Source organism: Streptomyces purpureus, assembly GCF_014648195.1.
Taxonomy (GTDB): Bacteria; Actinomycetota; Actinomycetes; order Streptomycetales; family Streptomycetaceae; genus Streptomyces; species Streptomyces purpureus.
This window is the reverse complement of the sequence record NZ_BMQQ01000001.1, coordinates 418750-434220: the sequence shown is the minus strand read 5'-3', so window position 1 is coordinate 434220 and position 15471 is coordinate 418750. Positions and strand designations below refer to the sequence as shown.

General features: G+C 72.1%; 13 protein-coding genes and 1 pseudogene. 4 read left to right on the top strand and 10 right to left on the bottom strand.

From position 1 onward, the window contains the following. Nucleotides 1-5: 5 nt before the first annotated feature. The 4 genes from IEZ01_RS01940 to IEZ01_RS01925 form a co-directional block, all read right to left on the bottom strand. The gene (locus IEZ01_RS01940; protein WP_019891051.1) at nucleotides 6-1265 is read right to left on the bottom strand and encodes a beta-ketoacyl synthase N-terminal-like domain-containing protein; all 1260 of its coding nucleotides are present in this window, start codon (nucleotides 1263-1265) and stop codon (nucleotides 6-8) included. Continuing rightward, complete coding sequence (locus IEZ01_RS01935; RefSeq protein ID WP_019891050.1) at nucleotides 1262-2530, bottom strand: beta-ketoacyl-[acyl-carrier-protein] synthase family protein; 1269 nt, start codon at nucleotides 2528-2530, stop codon at nucleotides 1262-1264. The genes IEZ01_RS01940 and IEZ01_RS01935 overlap by 4 nt, the downstream gene beginning before the upstream one ends. Continuing rightward, nucleotides 2527-2982: a cupin domain-containing protein gene (locus tag IEZ01_RS01930; RefSeq protein WP_019891049.1), complete on the bottom strand. Its 456-nt coding sequence runs from the start codon at nucleotides 2980-2982 to the stop codon at nucleotides 2527-2529. The genes IEZ01_RS01935 and IEZ01_RS01930 overlap by 4 nt, the downstream gene beginning before the upstream one ends. A gap of 70 nt (nucleotides 2983-3052) precedes the next feature. Next, on the bottom strand, nucleotides 3053-4174 hold the full coding sequence (locus IEZ01_RS01925; RefSeq protein ID WP_189199480.1) for a SchA/CurD-like domain-containing protein: 1122 nt from the start codon (nucleotides 4172-4174) through the stop codon (nucleotides 3053-3055). Between the two features lie 258 nt (nucleotides 4175-4432). Between IEZ01_RS01925 and IEZ01_RS01920 the strand changes: the two genes are divergently transcribed. The 3 genes from IEZ01_RS01920 to IEZ01_RS01910 all read left to right on the top strand — a co-directional run bounded on the left by IEZ01_RS01920 (nucleotide 4433) and on the right by IEZ01_RS01910 (nucleotide 7467). Continuing rightward, complete coding sequence (locus IEZ01_RS01920; protein WP_019891047.1) at nucleotides 4433-6067, top strand: FAD-dependent oxidoreductase; 1635 nt, start codon at nucleotides 4433-4435, stop codon at nucleotides 6065-6067. A 277-nt stretch (nucleotides 6068-6344) separates the two neighbouring features. Beyond that, complete coding sequence (locus IEZ01_RS01915) at nucleotides 6345-6974, top strand: alpha-ketoglutarate-dependent dioxygenase AlkB (protein ID WP_019891046.1); 630 nt, start codon at nucleotides 6345-6347, stop codon at nucleotides 6972-6974. 73 nt (nucleotides 6975-7047) lie between these two features. Further along, the gene (locus tag IEZ01_RS01910; RefSeq protein WP_019891045.1) at nucleotides 7048-7467 is read left to right on the top strand and encodes a VOC family protein; all 420 of its coding nucleotides are present in this window, start codon (nucleotides 7048-7050) and stop codon (nucleotides 7465-7467) included. A 43-nt stretch (nucleotides 7468-7510) separates the two neighbouring features. On the opposite strand, the gene IEZ01_RS01905 is transcribed toward IEZ01_RS01910, so the two are convergent. The 5 genes from IEZ01_RS01905 to IEZ01_RS01885 all read right to left on the bottom strand — a co-directional run bounded on the left by IEZ01_RS01905 (nucleotide 7511) and on the right by IEZ01_RS01885 (nucleotide 12822). Continuing rightward, nucleotides 7511-7732, bottom strand: coding sequence for a hypothetical protein (locus IEZ01_RS01905; RefSeq protein ID WP_019891044.1), 222 nt, complete (start codon nucleotides 7730-7732; stop codon nucleotides 7511-7513). An 84-nt stretch (nucleotides 7733-7816) separates the two neighbouring features. After that, nucleotides 7817-9277: a S1 family peptidase gene (locus IEZ01_RS01900; RefSeq protein WP_189199478.1), complete on the bottom strand. Its 1461-nt coding sequence runs from the start codon at nucleotides 9275-9277 to the stop codon at nucleotides 7817-7819. Between the two features lie 124 nt (nucleotides 9278-9401). Further along, entirely contained in the window at nucleotides 9402-10028 is a 627-nt protein-coding gene (locus IEZ01_RS01895; RefSeq protein WP_019891042.1) for an O-methyltransferase, read from the bottom strand. After that, on the bottom strand, nucleotides 10025-11311 hold the full coding sequence (locus IEZ01_RS01890) for an ATP-grasp domain-containing protein (RefSeq protein ID WP_028798214.1): 1287 nt from the start codon (nucleotides 11309-11311) through the stop codon (nucleotides 10025-10027). The genes IEZ01_RS01895 and IEZ01_RS01890 overlap by 4 nt, the downstream gene beginning before the upstream one ends. Next, the gene (locus tag IEZ01_RS01885) at nucleotides 11308-12822 is read right to left on the bottom strand and encodes an FAD/NAD(P)-binding protein (protein ID WP_078513461.1); all 1515 of its coding nucleotides are present in this window, start codon (nucleotides 12820-12822) and stop codon (nucleotides 11308-11310) included. The genes IEZ01_RS01890 and IEZ01_RS01885 overlap by 4 nt, the downstream gene beginning before the upstream one ends. Nucleotides 12823-13055: 233 nt before the next feature. Here IEZ01_RS01885 and argS point away from each other — a divergent pair, with 233 nt between their 5' ends. Further along, entirely contained in the window at nucleotides 13056-14822 is a 1767-nt protein-coding gene (gene argS, locus IEZ01_RS01880) for an arginine--tRNA ligase (RefSeq protein WP_019891037.1), read from the top strand. A 29-nt stretch (nucleotides 14823-14851) separates the two neighbouring features. Here the strand turns inward: argS and IEZ01_RS01875 are convergent. Then, a pseudogene (locus IEZ01_RS01875) lies at nucleotides 14852-15471 on the bottom strand (outer membrane protein assembly factor BamB family protein); the annotation flags it as partial.

Below are 15471 nucleotides of genomic sequence, written 5' to 3'. Positions count from 1 at the left end.
TGGGGTCACGAGGAGGAGGGGGTGGCCCGCCGCAGCACCAGCGCAGCGTTCGAGCCCATGAGTCCGCGGCTCAGCACCAGCGCCGTGCTGGCGTCCACGGGCCTGGCCTGGCCGGAGACCACGTCGAGGTCGTGGCAGACGTCGAAGACGTTGGGGGTGGGCGGGATCAGGCCGTGCTCCAGGGTCAGCACGGCGGCGACGGTGTCCAGGACGGGCGCCCCGCAGTACGCCCGGCCGATGCCGGTCTTGGGGGCCGTCACCGGCACCCGCCGGCCGTGTTCGCCGAGCGCGTCGGCGAGGGCCAGCGCCTCGGCCCGGTCGGCGGCCGGGACACCCAGCGCGTCGGCGAAGACGACGTCGATCTCTTCCGGGGCGCAGTCGGCCTCCCTCAGCGCCCCGCTGATCGCCTGGGCCAGCCCCTGCCGGGACTCCTCCCAGCGGGAGGGCCCGGTGAAGGTGGCGGCGTGTCCGGCGACGATCGCGCGGACCTTGGCCCCGCGGGCGAGCGCCGACGCCTCCTCCTCGACGACGAGCATGGCGCCGCCCTCGGCGGGGACGAAGCCGCAGGCGTCTGCGGTGAACGGGCGGTAGGCTCGCTCGGGGTCGTCGCAGGTGCTGAGGTCCTCGTACCCCAGCTGGCAGACGATCGAGTACGGCGCGAGGGGTGCCTCCGCCGCGCCGACCAGGACGGCGTCGGTACCGCGCCGGATGGCTCCGGCGGCGTGCGCGAAGGCGTCCAGGCCGCCGGCCTCGTCGCTGGCGACGACTCCGCACGGCCCCTTCAGCCCGGCGCGGATGGAGATCTGGCCGGTGCTCGCCGCGTAGAACCAGGCGATGGACTGGTAGGGGCCGACGAAGCGGGATCCCCGGCCCCACAGCTGCTGCAGTTCACGCTGGCCGAACTCGCCGCCGCCGGATCCGGCGGCGGTGACCACCCCGACCCGGAACGGCGAGTCCTCGTAGTCGGCGCGCCCGAGCCGGGCGTCGTCCATCGCCAGGTCGGCCGCGGCCATCGCGAAGTGCGTGAACCGGTCGGTCTGGACGAGGTAGCGCTCCTCGACCAGCTCCTGCGGGTCAAAGGCGCGGACCTCTCCCGCGACCCGCAGCGGCAGCTGCTCGCATCCCTCGCGGGTGACGCGGTCGAGGACGCTGATGCCGCCCACGGTCGACTTCCAGAAGACGTCGGTGCTCGCTCCGTTGGGCGCGACGACACCGATACCGGTGACGGCCGTGTTCCGGTGCGGCGGGGATTGCCGGGAGTTCATCGTGTCCTCCCCTGGGGTCGGGTCATGACGACCGCGGACTGGAAGCCGCCGAAGCCGCTGCCGACCGACAGGACGGTGCGCAGTTTCAGCGGCCGGGCTGTGCGGGGCACGTAGTCCAGGTCGCACTCCGGGTCCGGGGTCTCGTAGTTGGCGGTCGGCGGCACCACCTGATGGGCCATGGCCAGCACGCAGGCCACGAGCTCTATCGCGCCGATGGCGCCCAGCGAGTGGCCCACCATCGACTTGATCGAGCTCATCGGCACCCGGTAGGCGTGCTCACCGAGGGACCGTTTGACGGCGGCGGTCTCGTGGCGGTCGTTCTGCTTGGTGCCGGAGCCGTGGGCGTTGACGTAGTCGACACCGGAGCCGTCGATCCGGGCGTGGTCGAGGGCGGTGTCGATGGCCTTGGCCATCTCCAGGCCTTCCGCGGTGAGCCCGGTCATGTGGTAGGCGTTGCCGAAGGTGGCGTAGCCGCCGATCTCGCAGTACACGGTCGCGCCTCGGGCGCGGGCGTGTTCCAGCTCCTCCAGGACGAGGACGGCTCCGCCCTCGCCCATGACGAATCCGTCCCGCCGGGCGTCGAACGGCCGTGAGGCGTGGGCCGGGTCGTCGTTGTTCGGGGAGGTCGCCTTGATCGCGTCGAAGCAGGCCACGGTGATCGGGGAGATCGGCGAGTCCGACGCGCCGGCTATGCAGACGTCGACCCGGCCCTCCTCTATGGAGTGGAAGGCGTAGCCGATGGCGTCGAGTCCGGAGGTGCATCCGGTCGAGACGGTCTGCACCGGCCCGTGGGCGCCGACCTGTTCGGCGACGGCGGAGGCGAGCGAGCTCGGGGAGAACGCCCGGTGCAGATGGGGGTCCGCCTTGGCGTGGTCGACGTCCCAGCGGGCGCCGTGGTCGCTGACCGCGACGTAGTCGTGCTCCAGGCGGGTGGTCCCGCCGACGGCGGTGCCCAGGGAGACCCCGATCCGCCAGGGGTCCTCCCGCTCGGGGTCGAGTCCGGCGTTCCGTACGGCTTCCCGGGCGGCGACCAGCGCGAACTGTACGTACCGGTCGGAGCGGGCCACCAGGTCCGGGGCGAGGCCGTGGACCGCGGGGTCGAAGTCGACCTCGGCGGCGATGCGTGAGCGGAACCCCTCCGGGTTGAAGAGGGTGATGCCGCGTGTCGCCGTACGGCCGTTGGCGAGCAGGTCCCAGAACGCGGGGGCGCCCACGCCTCCCGGGGCGACGATACCGACGCCGGTGACCGCCACCCGCCGGGTCACGACACCACCCCAGTCCGTTCGGGCGGCGAGCCGTGCCCGGCGCCGTGCGGTGCCCCCGCGGGGGGCTCGGTCTGCTCGGTGTCGACGTGGCCGAGTTCGGGGCGCGGCGCGAGCGGTCCGAGGTGGAAGACCATCCGGGCCTCGGTGTCGCCGACGTTGCGGAAACGGTGACGGACGTTCAGCGGGATCAGCAGACCCTGGTCGGGCCGCATCTGATATGTGACGTCGTCCAGGTCCACCTCGAGGGAGCCGCTCACCACGTACACGAACTCCTCCGAGTACGGGTGGTAGTGCTCACCGATCCGGTCGCCGGGCTGCACGATGGCCAGGCCCATGAAGCCGCTGGTGGCGCCCACCGCGGTCGGGGTGAGCATGGCGCGCAGGTCGCCTCCGCGCCTGCGGTTGGGCTGGGTCTCGCTGAGGTCCACGATGCGGTGGCGGTGCGTGGTCATGCTGCTTCCTCCAGGGGCGTGGTGCCGACGGCGTGGGACGCGGACGGCCGCGACGGGCCGGGCGCGCGGGTCAGGAGGGTTCCTGGGCCCGTCGGTCGGTGATGAGTTTCATGTCGGAGCGCGCGAGGAAGCGCGAGATCTCCCGGTCGGTGGTGGGGGCGCGGCCCCCGGTCCCCTCGACGAGCCGGGCGAGGACGGCCGCCTTGCGGGGGCCTTCGACGCCGAGCGTCAGGGCGGGTCGCCGGTCGAGCGGCCCGGTGAGGTCGAGCAGCCGCACGACGACGTCGTCGCGCTGGAAGATGGTGCTCGCGTCGATGGGGCTTGTCGGGTCGTCGGCCGCGGCTTCGTCCTGCGCCGCGAGGAAGCGGGCCAGGGCCATGCCGCAGCCCTCCTTGGCGGGGTAGAACAGCGCGTGCCGGCGCAGTTCCTGCGTGGTGCTGCCGCCGGTCGACATGTGGTGGACGGCGGGCAGGGCCGCCCGGGTGAAGAACACCCGCGCGGATTCCGGGTCGCTGAGGTCCCGGTCCTGCTCCAGGTAGGGGTTGATGGCTTCTTCGAGGGCCCTGATCTCGGGCTGCCGGGCCACGTGGCGCAGCGCCGCGAGCAGGTCGCCCTCCACCTCCACCGCCCGCACGACCCGGTTGCCGTGCATGAAGAGGGAGGTGCGGCGCAGCCGGGTGTGCTCGTCGACCTGCGACTTGGGGGCGGTGTAGCCGGCGAGCAGCTTGGCGACGGCGGGCTCGCTGCCCGGCTTGACCGTGAAGGTCAGGGCGTGGCGGACCACTCCCTCACCCTGCCGGGGCGTGGCCTGGAGGCGTCCTTCGACGGCCTGCGCGACCCCGGTGAAGGCTCGGCCGGTCTCCCGCAGGACGCTGAAGCGCAGCGAGCGGGTGTCGCGTACGCAGCCGTGCAGCGGCCGTACGGTCTCGACGTGCTCCTCGCTGTTCACCCAGGCGAGGAAGGGCGGTGCGCTCTCCCATTCGCTGGTGATGAGCCACTGCGAGGGGTTCTCGATCGACTGGCACAGCTGGTCGCTGATGTGGCCGGGGATCGAGGCGACCTGGTTGCGCATGTGCTCGTAGGCCTCGAGGAACTGCTGCTGGGCGCCGTCGTGGAGGTCCAGCAGCAGCACGACCCGGAGCCTGGAGCCGTCGAAGGCGGACTGCGATATCCGTTCCGAAACGGTTGTCATCTTTCACACTCCTTCGAGACCAGGCGGTCGCCGCGTCTGTCGGCGGCTCGCCGGTCCTCGGTGGAATCCGCGTGGGAGTCCCAGCAGCGGATGCGAACGGTGCCCCGACTCACGGGCGGCGCTCCCGGGTCCGATCGTGGTCCGGCGGCGCGGGCGGCGCGAGACGTGGGCACCAAGCGGGTGAATGCGCGAGCGAAGAGTCCCCGCACAGGGCAAGGAACAGCCATTCCCCTCAGGCGGCTGGAGCTGGAGCAACAGATGAACGAGAACGTCGACCACCGGGTGCCGGTACTGATCGTGGGTGGCTCCCTGGTGGGCCTGAGCACCTCGCTGTTCCTGGGCCGTCATGGCGTCAGGCACATGCTCGTCGAGAAGCACGCGGGTACCTCGATGCATCCGCGTGGCCGTGGCATCAACGTACGGACCATGGAGGTGTTCCGGTCCGCCGGCATGGAGACGCGGATCCGGGAGGCCGCCGCGGCCCTCGCGGACAACCACGGCATCCTGCAGGCGGGGTCGCTGACCGGCGACGACCAGGAGTGGCTGTTCAAGGAGATCGACCCGGGCGGCACACTGGCGCGCTTCAGCCCGACCGGCTGGTGTCTGTGCAGCCAGAACGACATCGAACCGCAGCTGCAGGCCGTCAGCCCGGGGCTCGGCGCCGACCTGCGCTTCTCCACCGAGCTGCTCTCCTTCGACCAGGACGAGAGCGGGGTGTGGGCGGTCGTGAAGGACCTCCGTACGGGTGAACACAGCACCGTCCACGCGGACTACCTCGTCGCCGCCGACGGCCCGCGCAGCCCCGTACGGGAAGCGCTCCGGATCGGCCAGTCGGGCCCGGGCGACCTCTTCCACAACGTGAGCATCACCTTCCGCTCCCGCGACCTCGCGGACGTGGTCGGCGACCGGCGCTTCATCGTGTGCTACCTGATCAAGCCCGGCGCGGACGGCGCGCTGCTGCCCGTGGACAACCGCGAGAAGTGGGTGCTGCACGCGCCCTGGCATCCGGATGAGGGCGAGACGATGGAGGACTTCACCGACGAGCGCTGCATCGAGCACATCCGCCGGGCGATCGGCGCGCCCGACCTCGATGTCGAGATCACCGGAAAGGCGCCGTGGCACGCCGCCCAGCGGGTGGCGACGCGGTACGGCGTCGGCCGGGTCTTCCTCGCCGGGGACTCCGCCCATGAGATGTCCCCCACCGGCGCGTTCGGCTCCAACACCGGCGTCCAGGACGCGCACAACCTGGCGTGGAAGCTGGCCGCGGTGCTGTCGGGCGCGGCCGGTCCCGGGCTGCTGGAGACGTACGAGGCCGAGCGGCTGCCGGTGGCCCGGGCGACGAGCGCCCGGGCCGCGGCCCGGTCCGTGGAGCACAGCCACCCCGGCTACGCACCCGCCCCGGGGGCGGGCGGCGGGCGGCAGGGCGGGGTGCTCACGGTGGCCATGGGCTACCGCTACAACAGCGGCGCCGTGATCGGCGTCGATCCACAGCGGCCGGTCGTCCCGGAGCGGATGGAGGTGTCGGCCGAGCCGGGGACCCGGGCGCCGCATCTGTGGCTGCGCGGCCCGGCCGGGCGGACGTCCACGATCGATCTGTACGAGACCTCGTTCGTCCTGCTCAGCTCGGAGGGGACCGGCTGGGGCCGGGCGGCGCGGCGGGTGGCCGAGGAGCTGGGCGTCCGTCTGGAGACGTACGCGATCGGCACCGGCCCGGACGCCGATCTGACGCCGGAGGACGGCGACGCCGACTGGGCCGAGCTGCACGGTACGACGCCGGAGGGCGCGGTGCTCGTACGGCCCGACGGGTTCGTGGCGTGGCGTACGGACGTGTCGCCGGCCGATCCGGAGGCGACCCTGCGGGACGTGCTGTGCGAGGTGCTCGACCGGTCGTGACCTCGCGCCCAACCCCCCGCGTCGCAGCTGCGGCGCGGGGGGTTCGGTGTGTTCGGCGCCCGGACGGCCGGGTGTTCAGCGGCTCTCACCGGCGGAGGCAAGGACGGGGTCGAGGCCGTGGCCGCGCAGCCGGTAGCTGTCGCCGTCGAGGGCGGATGGGAGGAATGCGCCCCGTGTGCCGCGTGAGGGCCCGGCGCGCCTCGTGGGGCCGTTTGGTACACAGCCCCCACACCCTCACGTTCGCTCACTTGTTCGGTTCGGTGGGTATGCTGAGGTCATGCACGCACATCTCCAGGGTTCGCTGTTCGACCAGACCGACGAGGTTCGGCTCGGGCCGCTGCGCGGGATACGGCGGCGTGAGCTGGGGAGCGGTGCGTGGGTGGATCTGCTGCCCGGGTGGCTGACCGGCTCGGACGCGCTGTTCCAGGAGCTCGCCGCGACGGTCCCCTGGCGGGCCGAGCGCCGCCAGATGTACGAGCGGGAGGTGGACGTACCCCGCCTGCTCGCCTACTACCGGGAGGGCGAGCCGCTGCCGCACCCGGTGCTCGACGAGGCCCGCGACGCCCTGTCGGCCCACTACGCCGAGGAGCTCGGCGAGCCGTTCGCCACGGCCGGGCTCTGCCTCTACCGCGACGGCCACGACAGCGTGGCCTGGCACGGCGACCGTACGGGCCGCTCGGCCACCCAGGACACGATGGTCGCTATCCTCTCCGTGGGCGACCCCCGGGACCTGGCCCTGCGCCCGCGGGGCGGCGGCGCGGCCGCGCTGCGGCTGCCGCTCGGCCACGGCGACCTGGTGGTGATGGGCGGCTCGTGCCAGCGGACGTGGGAGCACGCGATCCCGAAGTCCACGAAGGCCGTGGGGGCCCGCGTCAGCATCCAGTTCCGGCCACGAGGCGTGGGCTGACGACGTGCGGGACTCGCGGCGCGGGCGGCCGCCGTACCGGCGTGAGACGGCGGCCCGCGGGTAGCCGAGGGCCATGAGCCTGCCGAAGACGATCGTTCTTGTCCTGGACTGCGCCGATCCCGAACCGCTGGCCGCCTTCTACGCCACCCTGCTCGACGCCGAGGCGCGCCGGGCGCCCGACCCCGACCTCGTCGAGGTCGTCGGCCGGGGCGGGACCCTCCTGGCCGTCCGCCGCGACCACGGCTACGCCCCGCCGAGCTGGCCCCGGCCGGACGACTCCCAGCAGGCCCATGTGAGGATCCTCGTCCCGCGCGGCGGCCTCGACGAGGCCGAGCGCGAGGCGGTGGGCCTGGGAGCCCGCCCTGTGAGCGCCGGGGAACCCACGCGGCGCGACGGCGAGCGGCTGTACAGCGACCCGGCCGGGCACTCGTTCACCCTGGCGGAGGAGGCGGGCGAGCTCGGGTGGGCTTCTGAGGGGAGCTCCCGGCTCTGAATTTCCGCCCGACCTGGGCTCTGACCTCGGGTCTGACTTCGGCTCAGCTGGGTGACTCGGCCCAGACGCCCGGACCGCCACCGCGCCACTCGATCAGCCGTGAGGTGACCACGTCGTCCGGGCTGAGCTCAAGACCCACCCCGGCCAGCAGGTCCACGACATCGGCGACGCTGTGCGCCAGGCCGAGGATCGCCCCGTCGACCCGCACGCGGCGGCCGCCGGTCTCGGACGTCGGATACACGATCACGGGCGGATGCTGGTCCATGCCGCCCACCCTCCGTCCGGAGCGGCGCGGCCGCATCCGGACGGCGTACGGATGCGGTACCCGGGCCGCGGTGCCGGCTCCGCCTCAGGCCCATGTCTGCGAGTAGAGGTCGCGGTAGTCCCGCCTCCCCTGGCTGTTCCTGAGCCACCGGCTGATCAGGAACAGCACCACACTCACCGCGATCACCGCGAGCCCCGGCGCCACTCCCCCGAGCGGCCCGAAACCGTCCGCGATCCCGGAGACGGTGCCCGGACCCGACCCGGCCGCCCCGGCCGGACCGCCGGGCGGGGCTCCCTGGGCGCCGGGCACGGCGGGCGCCTCGGGCGAGGGCGCGGTGGTGACCGGAGTGCCGGCCGGCGGCGAGGCCGGGGGGTTCGACGACGGGGCCGCCGGGGAGCCGCCGCCCTGCTCCCCGGTTCCGCCCTCCTGAGACCCCGGCAGCGCGACCGGCCGTACCCCGAGGGCGCGCATCGTCTTCACTGCCGGCTGGAAGTACGTGACCCCGCCGCGCGCGCAGTCGCCGTTGCCGCCCGAGGTCAGGCCGAGGGCGAGGCCCTGCGCGAACAACGGCCCTCCGCTGTCGCCGCGTTCGGCGCAGACGGTGGTCTCGGTCAAGCCGGTGACCGTGCCCTCGGGGTAGTTGACGGTGGCGTTGAGCGCGGTCACCCGCCCGTCGCGCAGGCCGGTCGTACTGCCGCTGCGGAAGACCCGCTGCCCGACGACCGGGTCGGCAGCGCCGGTGATCCGTACGCCGCGCCCGCCGCCGATGGCGACGACGTCGGCGCCGCCCAGCGGCGCGCCCCGCTCGTACCGTACGAGCGCGAAGTCGCTGCCCGGGAAGTCGGCGGTGACGGTGGTGCCGAGCAGGCGGGAGCCGTCGGAGTTCTGGAACCAGGCCGTCCCCGCGGGGCCGCAGTGCCCGGCCGTCAGGACGTACACGTCCCGGCCGTCGGTGACGTTGAACCCGGCCGAACACCGGCCGCCGCTCGCGAAGATGGGCGCGGCGGCGTTCACCCGGGTGGTGAACGCCCCTGTGGTCCGCTCCATCCGCACCACGCCGCCGGTCCGCTCCGCCACGCCGGACAGGCGCGACCAGTCGTCGGCGGAGACGGTGGTGTCGGCGCGTACCACGACCTGGTTGGCGGCGTAGTCCACCGCCCAGGCCGTGCCCGGTACCCTCGGCTCGGCGCCGAGGCTCTCGGTCGCGGCGCGGAGGGTGTCCATGCTGTGGCGTACGCGTTTGACGGTGGCGCCGGCCCGCCGTGCCTCCGCGGCCGCACCCGCGTCGGTCACCGCGACGACGGGCCGGCCGTCGGCCCCCGCCCAACTGCCCGCGGTCCGGGCGTCACCGAGCCGCCGCACGACCTCCGTGACGGCGGGCGCCGGGCCACCGCCGACCGGGCCGGCCGCGTACGTCACCTGCCCCGGCGCCGCGCCCGGCGGTTCGTTCGCCACGGCGTGCGTGACCATCAGCGAGCCGCAGACCACCCCACCGGCGGCCGCGAACCGCATCAGCCGCCGCAAGGACCGTCGCGCGTGCCTCATCTCAGCCCCCTCGCCATCCGGGCCTGCCCATCAGGGCCCGCCCGTCTGTACGTGCGAGGGGCCGGGGATGTTCAGCCCGGCCGGTCAGTTCAGGTCACGCGGACGCTGTTCAGGCGGAGACCGTTCAGGCGGAGACCGTGAAGAGGGCCAGGCCGCTCGACCAGTTGAGACCGACCGCAGCCACACCGTCCAGCGCCACCAGACCGTTCACCATGCCCTCCGCGAGCGGGTAGTGGTCCTCGGGCCAGTCGTCCTGCGGCAGCATGTCGTCGACCGCGTAGATGCCGCCCGGCTTCAGCAGCCGCAGCGTCTCCCGGACGAGTTCGTACTTGCCGGGGACGGTGTCCGCGAAGATCAGGTCGAAGGTGCCGGGCCGCTGGTCCCGCAGGAACGCCGCGCCGTCGGCGGTGACGAACTCGATCCGCTCGTCGTGCCCGAGGTGTTCGCGGGCCACCGCGGCGAGGGTGTCGTCGATCTCCACCGAGACCAGGGTCGCGCCCGCGTCCATGCCGGAGCGGATCCAGGACGCGCCGACGCCCGTGCCGGTGCCGATCTCCAGGAAGCGGCCGCCCGGCTTGGTCGAGGCGAGGAAGCGCAGCAGATGTCCGGCGCCGGGGAAGCAGGACATGTCGAAGCCGAGTGCCTCGGTGTCCTTGACGATGCCGGGCAGCGCCTCGGGGGTGTGCGTGTTGAACCGTTCGAGGTCGAACGTGCCCGGAGGGACGGGCGAGTGGGTGCTGGGGCCGGTCATGATGCGATCTCCTCGCTGATGGTGAACAGGGTGTCCGCCCGCTGCCACTCCTGGACGGTACGGGCGTCGCGCTCCACGACAGAGCGGTCGGGGTGCAGGAAGTAGGCGTAGCCGGGGGTGCCGAGAGTGTCGACGGTCTGCGTGACGGGCGTGCCGGTCTCGGGGACGCCGACGAAGCTGTGGAACGAGGGCAGTTCCTCGATCGCCCTGCGGCCGGGAAAGCCGCTGAGCCGGCCGGTCCGGCTGAACAGGAACGAGGCCTCGGCGAGATGCTCACGCAGGATGTACGGGCCGGCCGCGAGCTTCGCCCGGAACGCCGCCGGGTCGGCGTACGCGTCGGCCAGCACGCCCGTCTGGGTGTGCCCCAGCGCCCTGGTGAAGGTCGCGCTGTCGATGGAGGCGCCCATCAGCCGGGCGTTGGCCTCGACCAGCACCGGGCCGTCCGGTGTCCACATGACCTCGCAGTGCGCGGCGCCGTGGCGGAAGCCGAGGGCGTCGAGCGCCGCGACCGTGTACGTCCGCAGCGCCGTCTCGACCTCCCCGTCGCTCGGCCGCAGCGTCATGCTCTCGAAGAGGAACGCGCCGCCGGGCCGCGGCCGGCGCTCCAGCCGCCAGATGTCGCTGACGTAGTGCTCGCCGTCCCAGCTGACGGTGTTGACGAAGTACTGCGTCCCGGAGAGGTACTCCTGGACGAGGATCTCGTCGTTGACCCGCCCGATCAGATTGCGCCGGCCGAGCAGGGAGTCGAAGGCGGCGAGCGCGTGGCCGAGGCTGTCGCAGACCTGCACGCCGTCGCTGCACGAGCTGTCGAGGGGCTTCACGACGACGGGATAGGAGCCGTGGGCGCTCAGCCACGCGGCGGCGGCGTCCCGCTCGGCGGTACGGATCTGGCGGGCGTGCGGCAGACCGACCTCGCGGAGCCGCTCGTGCATGGCGTACTTGTCGCGTCGCCAGACGGTGGTGGCGGCGGAGTTGCCCGCGGCCGTGCCGAGCTCCTCGCACAGCCGGTCGGCGAGCTCGACGCCCGGCTCGCTGCCGGCCGTCACATGGACGGGCCCCCAGGCGCGCAGGTCCCGTACGAGCCGTTCGACGTCCGTCGCGTCCTCCAGGACGAAGGAGGCCGCGTACAGCTCCTTGCCTTCCTCGGTGCCGGGCACGTGCCGGTAGCCGGGACCGCTGGCGACATGTGCGCACTCGAAGCCGCGGGCGCGCAGTTCCCGCGCCAGATGGAGGCCGGTGGAGATGCCGTCCACAACACAGATACGGGGGTCGGTTCCAGTCACAGCAGAGTCCTCGCGGCCGTTCGGCCGCGCTGGAGGTCACGGCACACGGCCCGGGCCACCAGCGCGGAGTTGGAGACGATGAGTTCGACGTTGTTGATGTAGGGGTGGCTGCCGATGGTGGGGTGGCCGACGGCGTGCAGGCCGGGCACGGGCTGCCCGTCCCGGCCGATCAGCGCACCGTCGGGGTACGTCACCCGGGCGCCGCCGGTGGACAGTTCCCGCAGCCGGCCCTCGTGGAGCAGGTGCGCGTAGAGATGGCGCGCGCCGGGGGCGACCAGGTACCGGCTCGGGCCGGTCGCGTTGACAACGCTGTCGGCGGTGCGCGTGGCGCCGTCCTTGAAGGTGAGCCGGAAGCCCCCCTCCGGGTCCGGCCGGACGGCGAGCAGCGCGCCGTGGACGGTCAGCGCTCCCGACATGATCATGGACAGCAGTTTTCGGCCATTGACGAGAGGAATGGCCGCGTTCTTGTGCAGGAATTCCGCGTGGTGGGCGCGCATGAAGGCGAGCATTTCCGCCTCGCTCAGACGCGGCCAGACCTGATCCATGCCCAGATGTGTCGAGTAGCGGTGGGCGAATCCGTTCGCTGTGGGGTGTTCGGCATGGCGTACCGAATCCTTGAAGGCGGAGACGGAATCCTTCGCCGGCGCACCTGTGGACAGGAAGGCCCGGGAGGCTTCCAGGGCGGATTTCAGGGTGGTGACATCCCCGGAAAGCGGGGCGCCCGCCGCCTGTTCGTAGGCGTCCCGCACGACCTCGTAGTGGGATTTCACTTCGGGCAGCACACCGCGCCGGGAGACCATCATGACGCGGCCGCGGTGCCCCGCCTCGCGCAGGGTCAGGGCGGTGTCCACGGCGGAGAGGGAGCTGCCGACGACGGCGACGTCGTGGTCGGACGGGATGCTTCCCAGGCGCTCCGCGGCCGGGTACGGATGGTGGACGTAACCGGCTTGGCCGCGCAGGCCGTACGGGTCGTCGGGCGCGCTCGGGCCGGTGGCGAGGACGACCTTCCGGGCGGTCAGCGTCCGGCCGTCGGCCAGCCGCAGCCGCACTCCGGCGACCTGCTCTTCATCGAGGTCAGAGCCGGTATCGGGGTCCAACTCCAGGCGTTCGACCCAGGAGTCGAGGTACGACACCCGCAGGAGTGGGCAGCAGCCGGCCAGCAGGGCCGTCAACTGCTCCTGGAGGTACGCGCCGTACAGGGACCGGGGCACGTGGGCGTGCTCGACGGGGACGGTGTCCTGGTGGTCCCGGTCGCGCAGCCATCGCACGAAGTGGCCTTTGTCGTGGCCCAGGATGGAGAGGGCGTGGGCCGGTGTGTTCATGAGCAGCCACGGATGGTCCGGCCCGTAGACCCGTCCGTGACCCTGCCGTACGGCGCGGTCGATCACCGCGACGGAAAGCGGTTCGATGCCGCTTCCCCTTTCGTTCCCCCGCTGTTCCCGGGCTAAAGCCGCCAGTACGGCCGTGCCCGAAGCGCCGGCACCAACAATAGCCACGTCAACTGGCTTCATTAACCACTCCTGGTGCACTTGTTCGCGCCGTTGATCTTGGTTCCGACGCCAGGGCGGTGTCTATGACGCAGCTCACACACCCCTCACTGTGATCCATCTCATTCACACGCCACTCGCTGAATGAAGTCATTCGCAACTGGCTTGAGTGACGAAAACGTTGAGCTCTGGATCAGGGGGCACATGTGATACTTCTCAGATCCCTTTCGTGTATCCGATCTGAACGGAACTCTCGTATGGCCTCGGTCCCTTCACTCGCCTCGACGGTCGACCAGCACCTCGCGGCCGCGCTCACGGCAGCCCTGCCGGAGGCCGGTGCCGCCGACCCCCTGCTGCGACGTAGCGACCGGGCCGACTTCCAGGCCAACGGCATCCTGGCCCTGGCGAAGAAGGCGAAGGCGAACCCCCGGGAGCTCGCGGCGAAGGTCGTGGCGGCGATCGGAACGGGCGAGCTGCTCAAGGAGATCGAGGTCTCGGGGCCCGGCTTCCTGAACATCACGGTCTCCGACCGGGCGATCACCGAGACGCTGGCCGCGCGGTACGCCGACGGGGACAGGCTGGGCGTCGCGTCCGCCAAGGCCCCCGGCATCACCGTGATCGACTACGCGCAGCCGAACGTGGCCAAGGAGATGCACGTCGGCCATCTGCGGAACTCCATCATCGGCGACGCGGTCGTCAAGATCCTGGAGTTCACCGGCGAGCGTGTGGTGCGGCGCCATCACATCGGCGACTGGGGCACGCAGTTCGGCATGCTCATCCAGTACCTGATCGAGCACCCGCACGAGCTCGACCACGGCGCGCGCGAGGAGGCCTCAGGCGAGGAGGCCATGTCCAACCTGAACCGGCTGTACAAGGCGTCCCGTGCGCTCTTCGACTCCGACGAGGAGTTCAAGACCCGGGCCCGGGCCAGGGTGGTGGACCTCCAGGCCGGTGACGAGCGGACCCTCGCCCTCTGGCAGCGGTTCGTCGACGAGTCGAAGATCTACTTCTACTCGGTCTTCGAGAAGCTCGACGTCGAGATCCGCGACGCCGACGTGATCGGCGAGTCCGGCTACAACGCCATGCTGGCGGAGACCTGCCGGCTCCTGGAGGAATCAGGCGTGGCCGTGCGGTCGGAGGGCGCGCTCTGCGTCTTCTTCGACGACGTCAAGGGCCCCGACGGCAACCCCGTGCCGCTGATCGTGCAGAAGTCCGACGGCGGGTACGGCTACGCGGCCACCGACCTGTCCGCGATCCGGGATCGCGCGGGCAACCTGAAGGCGTCGACGCTGCTGTACGTCGTCGACGCCCGGCAGTCGCTGCACTTCCGGATGGTCTTCGAGACCGCCCGCCGGGCGGGCTGGCTCAACGACGAGGTCAAGGCGGTCCAGCTGGCGTTCGGCACGGTCCTCGGCAAGGACGGCAAGCCGTTCAAGACCCGCGAGGGCGAAACCGTCCGGCTGGTCGACCTGCTCGACGAGGCGGTCGACCGCGCGACGGCGGTCGTACGCGAGAAGGCCCAGGACCTCACCGAGGAGGAGATCGCCGAACGCGGCGCCCAGGTCGGTGTCGGCGCGGTGAAGTACGCCGACCTGTCGACGTCGGCCGCCCGGGACTACAAGTTCGACCTGGACCAGATGGTGTCGCTCAACGGCGACACGTCCGTCTACCTGCAGTACGCGTACGCCCGTATCCAGTCGATCCTGCGCAAGGCCGGCGACGCCCGGCCGGTGGCGCACCCGGAGCTGGAGCTGGCGCCGGCGGAGCGGGCGCTCGGGCTGCACCTGGACGGCTTCGGCGAGCTGCTCGCCGAAGCCGCCGCGGAGTACGCCCCGCACAAGCTGGCCGCCTATCTGTACCAACTGGCCTCGCTGTACACGGCGTTCTACTCGCACTGCCAGGTGCTGAGCGCGGACAACACGCCGGAGGTCGTGGAGAACCGGCTCTTCCTGTGCGACCTGACCGCCCGCACCCTCCGTCAGGGCATGGCACTGCTCGGCATCCGTACGCCCGAGCGCCTCTGACCGGGCGCCCCTGGCTGAGGGACGCGGGGTCAGGAAGGCCCGGGAGCGAAGGACAGCATCCGGGCCTTGTCCACCTTGTCGTCCCCGTCCAGCAGAGACGGGGCGATGATCAGCCGCTTGTCCCGGTAGGCCATCTTGCTCGCCATCATGTCGTACTCCACCTTCTGGGCGGGCGTGGCGTGGTTGAGCAGCTTCTTGGGGTTGCCGCCCTTCGGCCCGAACTCGACGGTGAGGCCCGGCTTCGACGGGGTGGCGGCCACGTACGCGATCACGCTGGGGCCGGCCACCCGCAGCGGGGCGACGGCGAACCGGCCGTCCGCCTTGACCGCCCACCTCAGCTTGCCGTTGGCGAGGTCGAAGACGGCGAGCTTGTTCCCCTGGGACAGCGCGAGGCCGGTCGCGTCGGCGGCGGCGCCCGGGCAGTTCTGGGCACCCTCCCCCGCGTCCCCGGCTCCGCCGCAGTGGTCGAACTTGTACTTGGCGATGTCGGGGACGGAGCGCCGGGTGCCGTTGGCGTTGAGCGCGACGGCCCGCCAGGTGAGGACGTTCTTGGAGAGGGTCTCGGTGACGACGAGCGGCTCGACGGACAGGACCTTGCCGACCTTCCAGTCGCCCTGGGGCCGGTAGCGCCACTTGACCTTGCCGGTGC